Genomic DNA, 18,435 nt, shown 5'->3' with positions numbered 1-18,435 from the left:
GATTCATCTCTTTCGGGATTCATTCCTGTTAGGATTCATTTCTGTCAGGACTCATTCCTGTTAGGATTCATTCCTGTTAGGATTCATTCCTGTTAGGATTCATTCCTGTTAGGATTCATTCCTGTTAGGATAAATATCCGGGTCGGACCTTTCGTTTTCGGAGTTTCGAGCTCCAAAAAAAGGAGCCCCGGAAGGGAGCTCAGAGTCCGATTGCCTTATTCGTTTTCGCAATGGACTTTGCACCGTCACTTTCCAGTTCCATCATGGCGCGGATTGCGTCCACGTTTTCGGGGACAACATCGGATTCCTGGTGGATTGCCTGGAAGAAGTAGAGTTCCCCATCGTCAATGGTTATGGACTCGTCCCAGACACAGTTTTCCCACATGTCGTTCCTGGGGCGTTTCAGGTCCCTTGCAACTTCAATGATCTCGGCGGTGGAAGTAATGCCCTGCCCGACAAAGCGGACCCTGGACTGGGTGCCCAGCACTTCCTTGACGTCCTCAGCCGTGCAGTCCTTTTCAAGTTCCAGGTTTATGGTGTGCAGGTGCATGAGAGTTGTCGGGATCTTCATGGCCATTGTGCTTATGTTGATATTCGGAAGCACACTTTTTACGTCTGGCCCGTGGTGGGAAGGCAGCTTGATGGGGTTCGGGACAATTGCGTTGATCGGCCCTTTCTTTGCGTCATTGGGGTCGGCAGATCTCCTAACCAGGGTGATCCTCGCCTTCTTTACCCCGAATTCCCGGTCTATCGGGTAGATAACCCTGCAAAGCCCGGTGGTGTTACAGGAGACCACCCTCACGAAGTCGAGCCCGAGAGCCCCTTCATAGTTGGAGACGGCATTAAAGGAAAAACCGGTAAGTTCATGGTCTTCCCCACCCTGCCAGATAGCTTTGACGCCTGCCTTTTCGTACACTGCCTTGTTACTTTCCCCCACCCCTCCGGGGGTGCAGTCCACGACCAGGTCGGCTTTCTCCACCATATCATCAAGAGTCCCGGCTGCCGGGATCCCCGCCTTTTCAAAAGACTCCACCCTGTCAGCAAGGGTGTAAATATCATAGCCGAGCTGGGCAGCCACCGCAGCCTCATAGTTAGGCCTGGTCTTGGCAACCCCGATGATTTCCATGTCGTCCTGTGCCTGGACAGCATCAGCTACTCTCTTCCCAATTGTACCGTATCCGTTAACTGCAATTTTTGCTTTTGACATTTATCATCCAGTCCTGTATAATCCTATCCTACCCAATCAGGATATATGAAGAGTCAATTTTTTAACTGGTATAAGATTCCGGGCAGCTTCTGGAAAAACTTTATTAAGATTTGCGGTGAACTGTCCGGTCCCTGACCTCAGGTTGATTATTCAAAGTGTTTTGAATTAATGCCCTTTTTGATTTTCAGATCAGGTAGTGGAAAATAGATTTGATTGGTTATATATGCTTTTCTTGAGGTATCCGGTATTGAAGGAATTTGTGGGATTGAAGGCTACTTCTCGTATAACTTTTTGGAGGATATAAGTAAGGTGAATTTTTAGTACGGGATTTTGTGAGGCTGTTGAACAACAGTTTTCATCGTTGGGATATATAGAAAAAAGCGGGTGTTTTTTGATTATTTCTTCTGAAATGCACGTCAAAAACGGAGTTATTGTTCCCCTTGGCTCGATCTGGCCCTTACTTCCCGAACTGACCCTGCCTGTTATTACCCTCAAGAAATATAACTGTATTATTATATTTCGCCGGCGGGCTACTCTCCCACTTCCCCGAGTACCGTCCCCCAAAAACCCGAACTCTATCCCCTGGCTCTCCTGACTGTCTGAAGTAGAAACCGATTGAAAGGCAGCTCGGAGTGGAAGCGGGAAGTTTTAAGTTGTGCCTGGCTTTGTTTTTGGGGAAGTTTCGTTCGGTGGAGTGGAGTCCATGCAGTTTGCATTGTGGAGGAGAGTAGAGGTGGAGGGGGTTGATAATTTTTCATAAAGATAAAGTTCATTTTTATTCTTTATTAGCAATAAGATCATTTCCTAGTTCTTCAAAGATTGTAGAAGGATCCTTTATTTTGTAAATTTTTATTCTTTTATCTGATTCGTCTCTTTTTTTTATTATCCAACCCGATGAAACAAGTTCTGACATAATTTGTCCTGTATATCTGTTATTATATCCTAATATATCGACTACTTCCTGAAATCTAAATTCAGAACATCCTTTTTTTGCGTATATGATAGAAATTTTCTCAAGCAAATGTTTTGGAATGCTATCTGCCATCTTTTACCAAGTGCCGTATTGTACGGAAAAGTACTTATGATTATAAGTAGTCAAGCTATTTAATAGACTATTAAATAGGGGGTTTAAAACGAAAATGCTTGCGAGAGTGGGAACGTTAGAAACATCTAATGGTGTTTTTGAAACACCAATATTGTTTCCTGTGCATAATGCAGGTTCTAGGAATGATGGAAATTCTCCTGAGTATTGGAAGGAAATTCCTGAAATGAAAACTATGATGTTAAATGCTCACTTCATTAAAAATGACTCAATATATCAAAGATTGCTAAAAAAAGGATTACATAATTATTTTAAAATGGACGGACTATTCTTTGTTGACAGTGGGGGGTTACAGAGTCGAGTATATAACTTTGAAATAAATCCTATTGAAATTTTGAGAGTGCAAGAAGATATTGGAACAAATATAGCATCAACACTTGATATTCCAATTTTACCTGAGGACAGTATAACTCAAAATCAGCATGCAGAATATATAAAGAAATCTGTGGAAAATGCACTTAATTGCCTGAAGAATAAAGAGCGTGAAGATATGAAACTTTATGCTGCTATCCACGGAAACAATATAAAAGTTCTATTAAATACCATTGATTATCTCAATAAAAGGGGAGATTTCGACGGATTTGCAGTAGGGGGATTGGTTGCAAAAAGAAGTAATTTTCGACAATTAGTAGATACGGTTTTAGCTGTTCGCAAGCATGTTGGAGAAAAACAACTGCATGTTTTTGGGTTAGGAGGACCTTCGATAATACCTCTACTCACTTACCTGGGGGTTGATAGTTTCGATTCATCTTCTTTTTTAACTGCAGGCTCAAATCGCATTTATTATATGCCTGAAAAGGGGTCTATCAAATTTAAGGAAATGCAAGGAGTGAGTATGCTCCCTTGTGTGTGCCCTGTTTGTAGTAAAAATTCTTTCGATGACGTTAGGTCTCAGAGAAAATTAATTGCGCTTCATAATCTCTGGACCATTACTTATGAGTTAAGAAGGCTGAAATTAGGTATTATGGAAGGAAATCTAGAACCTTATCTTGAAAAGCGATTTGAGTACAATCCTTTAATCAAAAACGCATACAAATATGCCAAAACAAGAATGAGGGGGTTTGCTTGAGAAAATCAATGAGACCTGTAACTCTAAGCAGAGTTGTTGAAACGGCTCACATAGTACAAATTGAACAAAAAATGGATAAATCGTCATTGAGTTCTTTGCTAAATATCAGTACGAAAAGAGCTGATGAGATTCTAAAAGAAATGGTTCAAATCAAGTTACTGCTCATCAATAATGATGTGTATGAACCCACGGATAATTGTGAAAGGCTACTCAATAGCATTAAGCAGGATAAATGGGACGACATTCACGAATTGTTGAAGTCATATTCTTTTTATAAGGTATTTTATAGTGCATTGGAAACGATCGAACCGGCAACATCAGATGAAATTCTTGAATATTTATTAGACTCAGATATCCATTTCAATAAAGTTTCAGTGGATGTATTATGCGATTGGGGGGAGAGAATAGAGTCTATTCAGAGAAATGTATTTACAGGACAATATTATCCTGTCCCTTCTTCCTGCGATGGAGATATGCTTCGTGCTTTTATGGATGTTTACAATGAACTTAATGTCCGAATTGGGATTTCAATGTTTAAGCGATACGTTGAAATTCCAAAGATCAGAGAAATAGTCTGTCAACGTTTAAACATAAAAAGAAGTCTTTTTGATGCATTATTTGAAAAAATGTATCTTTCCAACATTGGCGTAATGGAATTAAGTGGGGCACCTTTTACGACAAGTGCTAAAAAAACAAATAAAAAGATTAAAAATAAGTGTATTTCCGAAATAGCCGAAAAAATAAATATAAAATTTTCATCGGATAAATATCTTGATGGAATATTGATTAATCAAAAAACGTATTACTATGTTGCATGTCACGGGGGCAGTCTGCAGAAAAGATTATAAATGGAAATTTTTTCTTTGTTTGTGGGGTTGGATTATGAGCGTATCAATGCTGAATTTGAAATCAAGAGATTATACTAAGTTTGGTCTTTGTGGGAATCCCTTCCCTTATTCGGGAGTTCCAGATGAGGACCCTGAGATTTATGTCGGACAAGAAGAAGTAATAAACTCAATAAATATTGTTCTATCTACAAGTGTAATGAATAAGAAATCAAACCATTTAATCATAACTGGAACTTATGGAAACGGAAAAAGTCATACATTGAGGTATATTAAATACAACATAAATAAAAAATTTATTAATATTGATGGCTCAAAGGCATGTGCTGTCCATATTTCCAAATCAGGGGGTGATTTTTTAGATATTTATCGAGAACTTATTTACGATTTGGGATATGATTTCATAAAAAAGAGAGCAGAAGAATTTTTAGGGTTAGTTGCTTGTCAAATGTCAAAAGAGGGGTTAATTGATGAGAAGGTCGTTCCTGAAAAATCTTGGGAAATGATTTGCGATGGAACTATTCTTCTTTCTGATATTGTACCGACTGCTATCCTTAAATTGGACAATATCGTTAACTTTATGGATTTCAGTAAAGCATTTCTAAATCTCGCATATGAAGAAAATTCGGTTGATTCCTGGGAATGGATTTGTGGAGAAGGCGTTGATTATATAAAAAGGCGTGAAATTGGCTTAAATAAAGCTTTAGATGAAAAAAATGCGATTAGAGCATTTATAGCGCTTAAAAAAACATTAATTAATCTGAATTATTCTACTTTGATTCTTTTATTAGATGAGTTTGAGTACGTAGACACATTGCAAATTGTAAAAAAACAAAAAGTGTTGAATGAACTAAGACATCTGATTGATTTGAATCCAGAAGGATTGTCAACTATAATAGCTTGCACTCCAGAAATATGGCAGTCCTTAATTTCTGAATACCATGCTTTTTCAGAAAGAATTGCAAGAGAAGCAAATTTAAAGCCGCTTACTCCTGAAACAGCAAAAAAATTGGTATCTTCCTATCTTAATACAAAAAGAGCGAATGTGAATGAATCTCTAACTCCTTTTACAGAAGACTCCATAAATGAAATTTTCAGATTGGGGCATGGGAACACAAGAAGAATACTTTTGTTATGCGGACAGACATTGGATTTAGCGTTAGAATTTAACAAAGAATTTGTGGATCTTGAAGTCGTAAATTCTATTTAATTATTATTCTTTGCAAATTTCTTTTTTGATTCGGATTCCATATTATTATTTATTATCGTTACACAAAGATAAAATTTTTCAGATAAAATTTTTCAAAAACATTGGGCTTTTCAGTTTAGTATATTACATAGATCCTTAAGTTCTAATATATGATGTATGGATTTTTTTGGAAGTGAGAACGTTTATCAACTTTAAAATATATTGTGACTAACAGAAAAATATATCTGGGTCCCTGATAAAACATAAGCAATATTTTATATGGTGAATGGATGAGAAGAGAGTTTTCAGACCCCAACAAAATGCTCATAGCGCTTGAATATATAGGCAAAAAAGAGACCACTACAAAGGAATTATATGAATATTTAAAAACATTTACAAATCCTGATAAAGATGAAACGTTTAAAAGTAGAGCTGGGGCGACTAACGATGTTTTGTTTAACATAAAGGATGTCCTTTTCCTTGTAGAGGAAAAGCAACATAAACTTTCCCTTTCTCATTCAATTCCAGATGAATTTGGATTCCTGTTTTCAGGAAAACAGATTTTTGCTGATCTTTTAGCTAACGACAAGGAAGGGGCATTCAAGAAGTTGCAAATGAATTGCCTATTCATGTACCCGGAAATGAGAAGTCTAATTTCTTTTATTTATAAGAAAAACGACGCTTCAAAATCTGAAATTGGAAATCATCATCTCAAAAAATGTTTCTTCGAGCATACATTTAATCTATTTACAATAGATGCTGAGTTGAAACAAGCTAAACTATTGAATTTAGTGGATTCTATTGATGGAAAATATAAAGTAAATTCCTTAAAAACTCCCATTTTTGCCCAACTTTTAATTGAGGAATATGTTGCACACCGCGAATCTGATAATACGGTAAGTATGAATGAGTTAAAAGATTTGTTGGATCTAAAATATGGAATGACTTACCAAGATTTTGATAATCACTTTTCCTCACTTAGCCTATTAATTCCTGATCTCTTTATTTTTGGAACGTATGGAAAATTTCAAATTAATCTTGAATTCGCAAGGAAGGTAAAACTCTATGAGTGAATATGATACACTGGGACTTTTAGATAATCCTTTCCAAATGATAATTGCTGATGAAAAAACTGCAGAGAGTCTTACAATTTTTGGCCGGGAAGACCAGATAGAGAGATTAGAAAAATTTGTGCAGAATTCAGGAAGATCTAATCTTCAAAAAAGAATTTTTATAATGGGGGAATATGGAACAGGAAAGACTCATCATCTATTGAAACTTCAGAATTCTATTAATTCAGGGGATTATGGAGAAAATCTTGTTGCCATATATCTTGGGAGTCTGGGTATAAGTTTCAGAAACTTATACGAAAATATTGTTGAAAAGCTTAATCAAAATGTTGCCTGCCTTCGCGAACACATTAATAAATTACCTGATGTTGAACCTCCTCAAAGTGTTGAGGCTGGCTATACTCCAGAGAAATTAAGGAAGAATATTATTTCCAATATAAATTCTATTATAGCTGAAGCCAAATTGCAAGGAATAAAGGGAATTTTCCTTCTTGTAGACGAGGCTGAAGACATTGCTCAATCCAAAGACGACGAACAAATAAGTTATTTTATTCAGTCATTACTCCATCTTGTTAATGAACTTTCAGGGTCACCTTTGCATATTGTAATGGGATTTTCCAGAGAAGCTTTAAGTCGCATCACTAATCTTGATCCTTCAAAATCAGATGAATTGAGGCTAGGAGAAGCTTTTTGGCAGCGTTTTTCGAGCGAAGAACCCGTAAGACTTGGTAACCTTCGTGAAAATGATGCAAAAGCAATGATTTTGGACAGGCTAAATAATTCTCGGGTTTTGAAAACTGACTCATATTATCCAATTGTTGAAGATGTCATCTCAATTGTTAACAAACTTGTGGGAGGACATCCAAGGGAAATCCTATCTATTTTCAACAAAGCTGTGAATGAAACCCTTAAAGATGGAAGTTCAGAGATAGATGGGAATATAATTGTAAGAGTTCTTGCTACCCATGAGTCGTTTTTTAGTAAAACGGTAGTTCTTGATTGGGACATACTAACTTCAGTAAAAGATTCTATTGAAGAAGAATTGGATGAAACTGCTGCGAAGGATTTTTCCAGATTGTTAGGTTGTCTTGTTGGAGAAGGCAAACAACTAAAAGAAAGTGATTTCAGCAAAAATGACATCCCTGAAAAACTTACAAGTCCTATTAAGGATACAAGGATACTTGAAAGAAATGTCACCGAGTACGGAGAAACATTTTATTACCTGAGTGGGGAATTGAGAGAAAAAATTTTTAAAGGTAAAAGGTACGATTCTGAAACAGTTCAATTACTCACTCAGGAACTTATTGATCTTGAAACAAATCCTGAAAGATATCAAAGTTATCTTGCAAGAGGCTTCTGGCAAGTTATTCGGGAGGGTTTAAAGGCCGAACTAAGAGAAAAAGAAGAAACTGATGGGATGTTGATATTATGTGCTAATGTTAGCCCTGAAAAAACTTATCCATCTATAAGATTTGCAATTTCGGCATATAAAGGCAGAGAATATCCAATTTCACTTTATGAATCAACAGTAAATCTATTAAAGAGTAATCGAGCAAACTTCGGGTTAGTACTTTATGATGGTCCTAACCATGAAATAGATAGTTATTATCAAAATTTCAGGAGAACATTAAAGGAACGGGGGGAAGAACACTACCTCAAAAATATCGAAACGATTTTTTTTGATAGAGAATTGAAAGAGAAAGATGAAAAACTTTTTGGAGAGTTGAAGCTAATTGGTAATCCGGAGATTAATGTTAATAAAGATATTTCTTCTGAAAAAATAATCCAAACACTGAATATCTCCGAGGGGATTAAAGAATTAGTTGGCTCAAAAATAATATTTTATCCAGAAGAAAAAGACAGGCGCATTATAAATAAACTTGCAGAAGACCAGACAAAATCATATATAATCAAGGATTTAAAAAATATTTGTGAGAGTCCTTATCTGAATGAAGAAAAAATGGAAGTCTTCAGTAGGCAAGGTTTTGTCAAAAAGTTAGGTCATCGTTGGCAGATTTCCGAACTTGAAGACGGAACTCCATGGAAAGTCATATACTCTTTTATTGCTACTCAGGATTCTGCAAGTTTTGATGAAATAAAAAAGTATCTGGGTAAGAATTACATATTACAATGTTCTCCAGGTGATGAAAATAGACTTATTGACTGGTATATTCAGAACTTGATCCTGCTTGATATGATCGCTGTTTCTAATGATGGAGCACCAGTTAAAAGTTATAGACTCCTGGATCATGGGGAAGAACTTTTTGCTTTGATAGGAAAGTGTAGGGATAAGATTCCTGAGTTACAAAGAGCAATAGATGATTCAAACAATGCAAATATTCCAATAAGTGGCTTTCAGACTAAAGTTAAGTCTTTCGAGGCACGGCTGGAAGCTTTTGAAGATGAAATGGATCCAAAGCGACATCATGTTAGTGATTGCAAGAAATTATACGAAGATATTTCACATGAGATAACACAGATTCAAGATAAAATAAAGGAAACTAAAAGTGCTTTTAAATCCAGTTTAAATAATATTGAAACTTCTGTTAGATTGACTCTTGAAAAACTAGAGTCTGCATTAGAGGAAAACGTCCTGTCCAAGGAAGAAAAGGAAAAATGGGCTTTTGAACTCAATAAACAACTTGATCAAGCTAAGGAATGTTTCAAACTGGAAGACTTTGCTCAATTGGAACTTCTTGTAAAGGAACTTGGCAGAGATTCTAAAAAATATGTGGAAGACATCAGAGAAAGGGGCGAAAGTAAAGAACCTTGTATCTCTTATGCAAATAAATCAGAAGAACTCTTTAATGAAACATATAAACTTCTTTCCGAACTAGATGACCTTGGTTATAATTCTAAAGAAATTCGTTCCGATTGTGATGCTTTAAGGGAAGAATTGAATACTGAATATAAAAGACTCTTCAATCTTAGCAACTATACTGAAGCCAAGAAAATTAGCCAAAAAGTATACAAAGAAACCAAAAACCATAAGGATTCTCTGCTCAGACGTAAAAATGAATATCTGAATCTGAAAACCCGCCTTGAGGACCTAAATACTGAAGCACGTCAAAATCCAGACCTTGTTCAGATAACAGAAGAAGGGAAGAAAGCTCTTGGAAATTGGGATTTTGCTGAGGTTGAGAACAAAATCAAAAATTTCAGCAATAAGCAAAAGAAAATGCAAGTATCCGAAAAATCCGAAGAAGAAATCTTCAAGGAAAAACTTGCTTCTGTAAATTCATTTAAAGATATTCTTCATATTTATTCACTTGAGAAGGCTTTTACCCTCCTAAGAAAACTCTATCAAAATGGTGAAGTAAGAGATATTTCCATAGAGTTCAAACACGACTGATAGGTGTTACTAGTGGATATTTTTCAATTGCAAGCTCTCCAAGAAGCTTGGTTGGATACTAACATTACTAGGGCTACCTCTGATAGCAGGGAAACCCTAAAATTCAATATTTTGAAATACATAGAAGAAAGAAATGAAATTGATATTAATAACGGCGAATATGACTGTTTTGTTGGAATTTCTGACATTATAAATTATGTAAAATCCTACCATCAAAACTGTCTAAATCCTGCCTTTGAACAAATAGGAGTTTCCATTGAAAAAGAAGAATTCCATGTTTTTGTAATTATCAAAATCTTGGAAGAACTTATTGATGAAAAAAGCATTTTGTATGTTTATGACAGACAAAGGGTAAGAAGTAGGATTGCTGAACTAGTTCGATATTTCGCCTATTTAAAACAGAGATTCAAAACAGATTATTCAAAAAGTCCAAACCTAACTCAGATGGTGAAACTCAAGGTAAAAAGTCGTTATAAGCCTAGACGCGATCAACCACTACAGAGAGTTTTGCAACGGATATATAGAGCACAAAAAACAGTCCCACTTAGTGATTGTGCAAGAGAGTTGTTGCCGGACAATATGGAACCAGCACTACAACTTTTCAAATTAATGGTTAAGGAAAATCTAAGTTCTGAGAAAATTATGCTTTCAAAGTTTCAATTGGAGAGCTTTGAGCAATTGTTTAGCAAATCAATTTCGAAAGACTTTTCTTCAAAGGATCTGGCTTTTATCATACAGTCTAGTACAGGCTCAGGAAAAACAGAAGCATTTCTTTTTCCTATTCTTCTTTATACAATTTTAACTCTAAGAAAAAAAGGAACTAAAGCACTTCTCCTATATCCGAGGATTGATCTATGTAACGATCAGATGCAACGTCTTATTGAATATACTTTCTCTATCAATAAGATAAATAATAAGCCTATTACGATAGGAATACACCACAGTAAAGTGTATAACACCTCTTTTTCATGTCCTTTCCCAAACTGCGATGGAAGGATTTTATGGGATGATAACAGGAGACATTTTATCTGCCAGGATAACGAAGATCACGTTATTTCATATATTGTAGATAAATCTCGTGCTGCGGATATTATTATTTCAACTCCAGATTCTCTTCATCGTAGATTAATGGATCGAGAAGGAAGGAAAAATATCTGGGAAAAGGATATCCTTCCAAAATTTATTGTATTTGATGAGGCTCATATTTATACTAATCAATCTGGTATGCATGTTTCAAACGTTGTGAGGAGACTTCGTGAAAAGATAATTTCAAAAAGTAAAACTGGACCAATTTTTATAGCATCCAGTGCAACAATCGGAAGACCTGCCGAATTTTGCAAGAAATTATTCTCAGTTTCTGATGCAGTCGTCATTTCTCCAGATTCAGTTGATCTTGAAGAAGTCGGTAGGGAACACATCGTATTTATAAAAGCATCAAACCCAAGGAAAGTTATTTTCGAATCCAAAAACCTCCTAAATGATGATGGAGATGAAAAAGAACAAAACTATACTCTTACCACAAATTTATCCTCCATGATTCAGACGGCTTTCTGTTTTTATCATAATATGTTAAAAAGTGATCAAAAAAATCGTATTATTGGCTTTATTGATTCGATTGACACAATAAAAAGGCTTGGAACTAAGCTATGTGATGCTGAGAGAAAAAAACTCCTCTTTCAGTTAAGGACTCCAGATGAGATCCTAGGAACCGAGTATAATAAAATGTGTCCTCATCTTAAATGCAAAAATATGCCTCCAAATCCATATTTGAATCATTGTGATACTTATCTCGATGGGGAATGCTGGTGGGTGATGAACTCACAGGATACTCATCCGATGGACATCCATATTCATAAAAGTGGAATAACGCAAAATTGTAAGGAAGAAATGACCACTAATGATGATTGGAAATTGATGATTACTACCTCCGCACTGGAGGTGGGCTTTGATCATCCCTCAATAATAGGTACATTTCAATATATGGCCCCTACAAATATCCCCGGTTTCGTGCAACGTATCGGTAGAGGAGGAAGATCACCAAGCGATATGCCTGTGTCTGTAGTGGTACTTGGCTCAAGGCCACTAGATAATTTTTATTTTCACCATAGCTCAATTCTTTCAGAGCCCAGTTCTGAAAAACTTGAAATTCCATTAGATAGTGAAAATCAGTACATCAAAACAATGCATATCACTTCGTATCTCTATGACTACATTAGCAGTTATGCTCCCTCAGACGTTAGAGATGAAGCATATTATCAAACAAATACAGAAACGGCATTAAAATTTGTAAGTAAACACCATGATGAAATTACTGTAGACATCTCTCGAGTTTTTGAAGTTCCAATTACTGTAGTTGAGAATATTCTGGATACTATACTGGAATACTTTAGGTCTTGCAGTGAATCTTTGATACCTGGACATGCGAATTCAAAATACTTTCAAAAGATTCAGTATATATCTGGAACACCGATTGATTCCATCACTGAGGATTTACTAAGAATTAAATTTGAATTGGAGAGGAAATAATGGATAATGACAAAAATTATGCCCGAGCATCCTCAGCTTTTGAGCATTGGAAATCACTCAAAAACAAATACCCTTATTTTCATCCTCCTGATCTGTTTCATATAGATCCTTGTGCAAAAAGTCCATATCTCGTCCCTCAATCTTTTATTCCAATATCTATTGGAGGTAATATTGAAATTGAAAGTATTGATAAAGGCAGGAACAATAACTTGGGTAGTGAAACAGCGGATTTCACTCTCGTAAATTTTCTTCCTGGAGGTTATAAAAAACGCTGGAATTTCGACCATTATAAGGCAATTTGGAAATTGAGCACTGTCAAATCCAGGATGGCCGATGTTTCAAGTACGTTCAATTTTTTCAAAAAAATCCCATTATCTGAACTAATCAGCAATAAATCAAAGCTTTCTCATCTTAACTTACCTGTTGAAAATAGTATAGTTTACTTTCCAAGTACCGTCTATGTGGAAAAAGTTTTTGGGTATAAATATTATTGGGATGAAGAAAGGTATTTTATTGAAAAAGAAAAGAATGAAGGGTTTAAATTATACGAACTGTCCAGAGATCCTACATCATTTCCCATCCAAAATTGTTTTTTGTTGAATGAATTTAGTTCCGAGCAACAGGTTCGAGTTGAGAATTCTACCCTATTAAAGCAAATAGGATACAGTGCTTCATTTCATCTCGCAAAATGTTATTGTGGAAACTGTCTGGACCTTTTTGGGAAAAAGGACACATTGACTCGGCTTATAAGGTTTTTTCATGATAATGACAATGCTTATGCATTAATTGGGACTGAACACATATCAGAAGCTGTTGAGTTTAAGCTAAGCATAGGGGATTACCTTGAGAAACTAAAAACAGTTTTAGAATCAGATAAAATCCTAGAGAACGATTTGAAATTTGCTTTTTTGTACGTTAATATTTATGATGAGGTTTTGTACAAAGGCAACCTGTTAAAATCAACATATGACATTGACGCTTTATACAACTTCATTCTTGGAATTGATTATTGGATTAAACAAGAAAACCCAAGTGCTGATCTCAGTGAGATTTTTACTGCAGAAAATAAGAACGAAGTTTTGAACATAATCTTGAAACTGATTCCGGAATCCGAGGAAACTCGTCTGGTACTTGCGGGATATGATGAAAAAAAGACTTTTATAAAGGATGTATTTCAAAATAATTTTGATGGTGTCCTTTCCATTATAAAAAATACATTTGATGAAATTAAATTCAAAGACTTCTGTGAATCTGTTTTTTGTGAGACAATAGTCAGTGCTCTTAATGTGTGGACTCAGAAGTATTTTGGCATAAATGAAGATAATCTGATTTTTTGGTATGATGAATATGTTTTAGACGGTAATATTTCCATTTATGCATACGACAATTATCAAGGTGGTTCTGGAATTTCAAAGGAGTTTTTTAAGAAAATTGTTCAAAAATCAAGCGAATCCATTTTTGATTTCCAAAAAGAACTTTTAAGGGTTCTTCAATGTGAAGTCTGTATTGCAGAAACTATCTTACTGTATCTTTTAAGTGAATATGATGTTACGTTTATTTTTAACACTTTTAAAGGATCTTCTCCTGAGCAAGATCCTATCATATTAAAATGTATTGAGAATATTGAAAAATCTGAACCTTTAAATCTAAATAAAAAAGAAAAAGAGACTCTCATTACATTTGTTAAAAAAGACCTTCATCGATTAGTTGGTTCTGAAGAACTAACTGCTTTTTATAGTGAACTTTCAAGGAGTTATTGTGAATTAAAGTCCAAAATAAAGCGATCTCCTACTTCAGTTGATATGTTACTATACAGTTCAGAAGATATTTTCTATGATCCACGAGCAATGATTATTTATGAAAAATATAGATCTGTGAAAAGAGGAGACTGTTTTGAAGTATTTGACCGTGTGAAAGAAATTGTTCCTTCCTGCACTAATGCCTGTCCAGAATGTATATCAAGCGGGAACCAATACATGATGAACCCTTACGGTTTTTTACAGGTTGATAAACGATTATTAAGAAGACTCCTGGAGATGTCAGATGCTCAGTAAGTACATTAAGATTTCAGAACTTTGCTCAAATCCAGAATTATATAATCAAAAGTGTGTTCAAAGCACAGCTCGGATAAAGAATAGACCATTTTATTCTTCATCCAATGGGTCTTCAAAATATACTATTGAATTAAACTCGACTACAGAAGTGGGTTTAATTATTTCAATCTGGAAGAAACCTCCTTCATGGTTACCTTACTCAATAACTTCTGAATATTTATTGAGAATGTTTGAACCTGAAAAAGAGATGAAAACTCTTTTCCTACCTGGAGAAGATCTTTTTTTTGAGGGTTTTGTTATTAAGAAAGATGATACTATCTGGATAAACGTAGAAAAAATAATAATTATTTCTCCTTCAACTGTTATTGGTTCAAGAGAAGTTATTAGTTATATAACCTGTGAAAGAAAATATTACCTTGATTATATTAAAAATGTAAAACATAATATCTTATCTTATCCAAATAAGTACATAACTCGGGGAAACATTGCTCACAGAGTCATGGAAAAAATTTTAGTAGAAGGCACTTATTTTGAACTTTTTAACCTATTAGAAGATGAAAAAAATAGAAGGTTAAAAGAAATTATAATGAACACCGTTGATTCTGAGTACCGTTTAGATTTAGCTTTGCATTCTATGGCATCAAATTCTATTGATTATATATTAAATGATGTGTTCCGCCACACCATAGGGTTGATTTCAGATGCTGAAGTTTATGAATTTTTCCGTGATAAAAAAATAAAAACTGAGGTCCAATTAAATAATACATTTGGTTTTTACGGGTTTGTAGATTTTTTGGTTGAGGAGTTGGCCCTTGAATTTAAATCTTCTGCAAATGCCCGTGAAGACCACAAAATTCAACTCAAAATATATCTTTTAAACACATATCTTAGCAGGAGCATGAGAAGAGGTTATTTGTTGTATTCCCAGCCCACAAAGATGGATGAATCCGATTCAATATGTCGACGTCTTCATTCCATAAACCTTGAAGATGAGGATATTGGAGAGTTGCTTTATGCAAGGCATTCAATCCTTTTACAGCGACGCGGAATGTATCTCCCGACAACTTACAACAAACCTTGTTATGAATGCAAGTATAAAGAGCATTCTGATCACTCACTTCAGCATTACTTCCCAATTTGTCAGTTTTACTGCCAGACTGAAAGGTATTGGGAATGTTATTCTGTAGATGAATCTGGAAAGATTAGCACTAACTGTTATCTATTTCTGACTGGATTGTGTCCATTAAATGAAAGTTATTTTGATGTCAATGTCATCGATTTTTTTAACAAAACTCGCAGGGCTATTCAAATTGAAAACGAAATGCAAAATATGATAAAAAATCTTCTTAATAATATCTCTCCTGAATCCCTAGAACTTTGTGGCCAAAGAATAAATAATCTTAAATTTGTCGGAAAAAAGGGTCCTGTACTTACTTTTAAGAGGAATGTTCCCCTTCCCCAGCTTGATTTATCGAATGGAGATTATGTATCTATCAAAACAGAAGATGATACTTTTTCATACAGGGGATCGCTTAAAAGTTTAGGATTTCTATATCTTGAGGTTAAGGTTGAAGGCAATTTTGAGGATCAATTTTTCAGTTATGACACATATAGTCTAATAAAGGAATATTCAGAAATCAAATCTCTTCGTTATTTACTTGGTGTAGTAGATTATATTCAGCGTTCAAAACATAATGTTGAACTTATGTTTCCAAAAGATGAGGTTATTTCTTGTCATAACATCCCTGCTTATGATCCAGAGGAAGTCGAGAGAGTAGTTCCATTAAGGAAAATAGTAGGTGTCCAAATTCCATCACATCATCCATTAATTGAGATGTTAAAAGATGTTATATACAGAATTAAGTCTATTGGAAAGATATTAATCATATTCAATAGTGACGATGAGATTAAAAGATATATTGAACAATGTGAAGAACTCAATAAGTTTCTTGTTTTGAATAGAATGGATTTTCCAGAAAATCCTAAGCCATGGGAAATTGGCGCACACGACAGTTCCGATATAATTGTAGAAAAAATATTAAATTCCGAAATTATCCTTACTGACTATAACTTTATTCTTGAAAATCATTTTTTTGAACTTTTACATAACAATAGCAAAAAGAAGTTTTTTGATTTACTTATATTGACACATGCAGAAAGAGCATTTGATCCTTTATTTTTTTATTTCAGATCCTTGGCAGACAGAATACTAATGTTTGGAGATGCACAAAGTATCAGTTATCCGTTCAAATCAAATGAGGCTAGGGAAAGTTTGGGGAAGAGTACATTTGAAAAATTGATAAAAAGTTATTCTTATTTTGAATCTAAATTTTATTCCGTACTCTGTCAGCCATTCGATCTATTACCTGAGCAAACTGTCAAGGTGTTACGAAAAGCGAAAATGGATATGCCTGTTCGCTCTTATGGTGGAGACATTGTCTTTGTTGACGTGAATGGCCTTGAAAAAACAGCTTCATCAATAAATTATGAATACTCGGTTTCGATGAAATCTTCTTCTCTTACATATCGGTTGGATCTGAAGTCCAAAGGAAATTGCGAAATATATAAATTACCTGAAAAGCTTGAAGAATTGAGGGGGAAAAGCATTGATTCTTATGAAAAAGGGGAAATTATTTCTTTAAGTGAAGACTATTTCGAAATTTCTGGGAAATTAGTTGAAGGTAAGAATCGTGAAAAAATAGAGAATAATGTGAAAATCAATGTTTCTTTCCTTGCGGGTTCCATCAAACAACTCTCAGAACTTATGTACTATAACGAAACTGAAGCCTATGAAGTCATAAATTTAATTAAAACAATTAGACCCAGACATTCTCCAGTAATAGTTACACCTTTCTTAAGCCAAGCCTCATTGATCAGATCTTATCTGTTTGAAGAAGGCATTGAAGATGTACCTGTATTGCTTCCGTATAAACTAGCTGGAAAGCATTTCGATGTTGCGATTGTAAGTTTCGTGAATGCAAATGATGAAAACCTTATTCGTTGGCCCTTATCAGACTTAAAACTGCTGTATATGTTATTGACTTCCGCAAATGATAAGCTTTTTTTAATTGGTGATAAAAGAACCTTATATCGAAATAGAATATTGAGGGAGATCATTGAATCTCCAAATACTGTTCATCTGCAGGGGGTAAGTTAATGAAAAATGAGACCTTGGATTTTTCTGCTTTAATAAGGGAAAGAAGGCTGGTTTCAAATGGGATACTTGTCAAAAACCAGAGCTTAAAAGAATTCGAAAGCTACCGTATTCTCGATAAACCATTTAATTACCTCCTAGTTGATGAATTAAAAAAAACTTCGTGGACCATTACCGAACTTGTGGATAGATTTGGCGTTGATCCTTTAAATGTACGTGAAGCGATCTTATGGACAATGAATGAAATATCACTTTTTGAAGAAGGTTATATTTTTCGGCGCATTCAAAAAGAAAAAAATCCGGGCAAAGGTTCTTTGTTTCGGTATACTCTTATTCCAATACCATTTGAAACTCGGGTATTCGATCCATTTTTGTGGTTTAGTTTATTGGATTGGACATCGTTTCTTGAAAAATATGACGATCAAATAATGTATTCTGAAAAAGATGAATGTCTCCATGAATATCGTAAGATTGTTTCGGAGTGCTGGAACATCCCGGTTTCAAAAGTTGATCAGTATCTTGAAAAAGAAAATTTAAAGTTTATCAATAGCTTGATAGGTCCTCTTCCAGTTTTAGATGACATTGAAATATATACAAATACAAATAATAAACTGAAAGAGGACAAATCGGTTTTAAGCCCTCTTCGCTTTAACGATAAAAAAATTAATCATGACCTTCATAAAATTAATTCCTTCATAAGAGGGGGATTTGGAACCATTGGGGATTTTGTATTTTATTCAGTTAGATTATATGATGATATTCATTTTTGCCAAAGTTTCCATAAACATAAAGAAATGTCTCAATTTTTTCAATTGAATGAGACATTTTTTAAAACATTTCTTCGTATTGAATGAATATATTATAGTT

At 34.7% G+C, this 18,435-nt stretch carries 11 protein-coding genes; 9 read left to right on the top strand and 2 right to left on the bottom strand.

The features are described 5' to 3' along the window. Positions 1-199: 199 nt before the first annotated feature. Both ACSAZK_RS17525 and ACSAZK_RS17520 read right to left on the bottom strand, forming a co-directional pair. A complete protein-coding gene (locus ACSAZK_RS17525; RefSeq protein ID WP_440955300.1) occupies positions 200-1,207 on the bottom strand; it encodes a type II glyceraldehyde-3-phosphate dehydrogenase in 1,008 nt (335 codons plus the stop codon). 775 nt (positions 1,208-1,982) lie between these two features. Then, positions 1,983-2,252, bottom strand: a complete 270-nt coding sequence (locus ACSAZK_RS17520) for a hypothetical protein (protein WP_440955299.1) — start codon at positions 2,250-2,252, stop codon at positions 1,983-1,985. A gap of 94 nt (positions 2,253-2,346) precedes the next feature. Between ACSAZK_RS17520 and ACSAZK_RS17515 the strand changes: the two genes are divergently transcribed. From ACSAZK_RS17515 to ACSAZK_RS17475, 9 genes are all read left to right on the top strand, one after another. Further along, a complete protein-coding gene (locus ACSAZK_RS17515) occupies positions 2,347-3,378 on the top strand; it encodes a tRNA-guanine transglycosylase (protein ID WP_440955298.1) in 1,032 nt (343 codons plus the stop codon). Continuing rightward, positions 3,375-4,226, top strand: coding sequence for a hypothetical protein (locus ACSAZK_RS17510; protein WP_440955297.1), 852 nt, complete (start codon positions 3,375-3,377; stop codon positions 4,224-4,226). Before ACSAZK_RS17515 ends, ACSAZK_RS17510 begins: the two co-directional genes overlap by 4 nt. Positions 4,227-4,260: 34 nt before the next feature. Beyond that, positions 4,261-5,433, top strand: coding sequence for a BREX system ATP-binding domain-containing protein (locus ACSAZK_RS17505; RefSeq protein WP_440955296.1), 1,173 nt, complete (start codon positions 4,261-4,263; stop codon positions 5,431-5,433). A 269-nt stretch (positions 5,434-5,702) separates the two neighbouring features. Then, a complete protein-coding gene (locus ACSAZK_RS17500; protein ID WP_440955295.1) occupies positions 5,703-6,485 on the top strand; it encodes a hypothetical protein in 783 nt (260 codons plus the stop codon). Further along, positions 6,478-9,834 carry a hypothetical protein gene (locus ACSAZK_RS17495; RefSeq protein ID WP_440955294.1) on the top strand — a complete coding sequence of 1,119 codons (3,357 nt, stop codon included), beginning with the start codon at positions 6,478-6,480 and terminating at the stop codon, positions 9,832-9,834. Before ACSAZK_RS17500 ends, ACSAZK_RS17495 begins: the two co-directional genes overlap by 8 nt. A 111-nt stretch (positions 9,835-9,945) precedes the next feature. Next, positions 9,946-12,360, top strand: coding sequence for a DEAD/DEAH box helicase (locus ACSAZK_RS17490; protein ID WP_440955293.1), 2,415 nt, complete (start codon positions 9,946-9,948; stop codon positions 12,358-12,360). Beyond that, complete coding sequence (locus ACSAZK_RS17485) at positions 12,360-14,414, top strand: hypothetical protein (protein ID WP_440955292.1); 2,055 nt, start codon at positions 12,360-12,362, stop codon at positions 14,412-14,414. Before ACSAZK_RS17490 ends, ACSAZK_RS17485 begins: the two co-directional genes overlap by 1 nt. After that, positions 14,404-17,571: an AAA domain-containing protein gene (locus tag ACSAZK_RS17480; protein ID WP_440955291.1), complete on the top strand. Its 3,168-nt coding sequence runs from the start codon at positions 14,404-14,406 to the stop codon at positions 17,569-17,571. Before ACSAZK_RS17485 ends, ACSAZK_RS17480 begins: the two co-directional genes overlap by 11 nt. Further along, the gene (locus ACSAZK_RS17475) at positions 17,571-18,422 is read left to right on the top strand and encodes a hypothetical protein (RefSeq protein ID WP_440955290.1); all 852 of its coding nucleotides are present in this window, start codon (positions 17,571-17,573) and stop codon (positions 18,420-18,422) included. Before ACSAZK_RS17480 ends, ACSAZK_RS17475 begins: the two co-directional genes overlap by 1 nt. Positions 18,423-18,435: the final 13 nt, after the last annotated feature.

The sequence above is a fragment of the Methanosarcina sediminis genome, from assembly GCF_052056915.1.
Classification (GTDB): Archaea; Halobacteriota; Methanosarcinia; order Methanosarcinales; family Methanosarcinaceae; genus MTP4.
The sequence above is the reverse complement of the archived record's forward strand: the minus strand, read 5'-3'. Positions and strand labels throughout refer to the sequence as shown.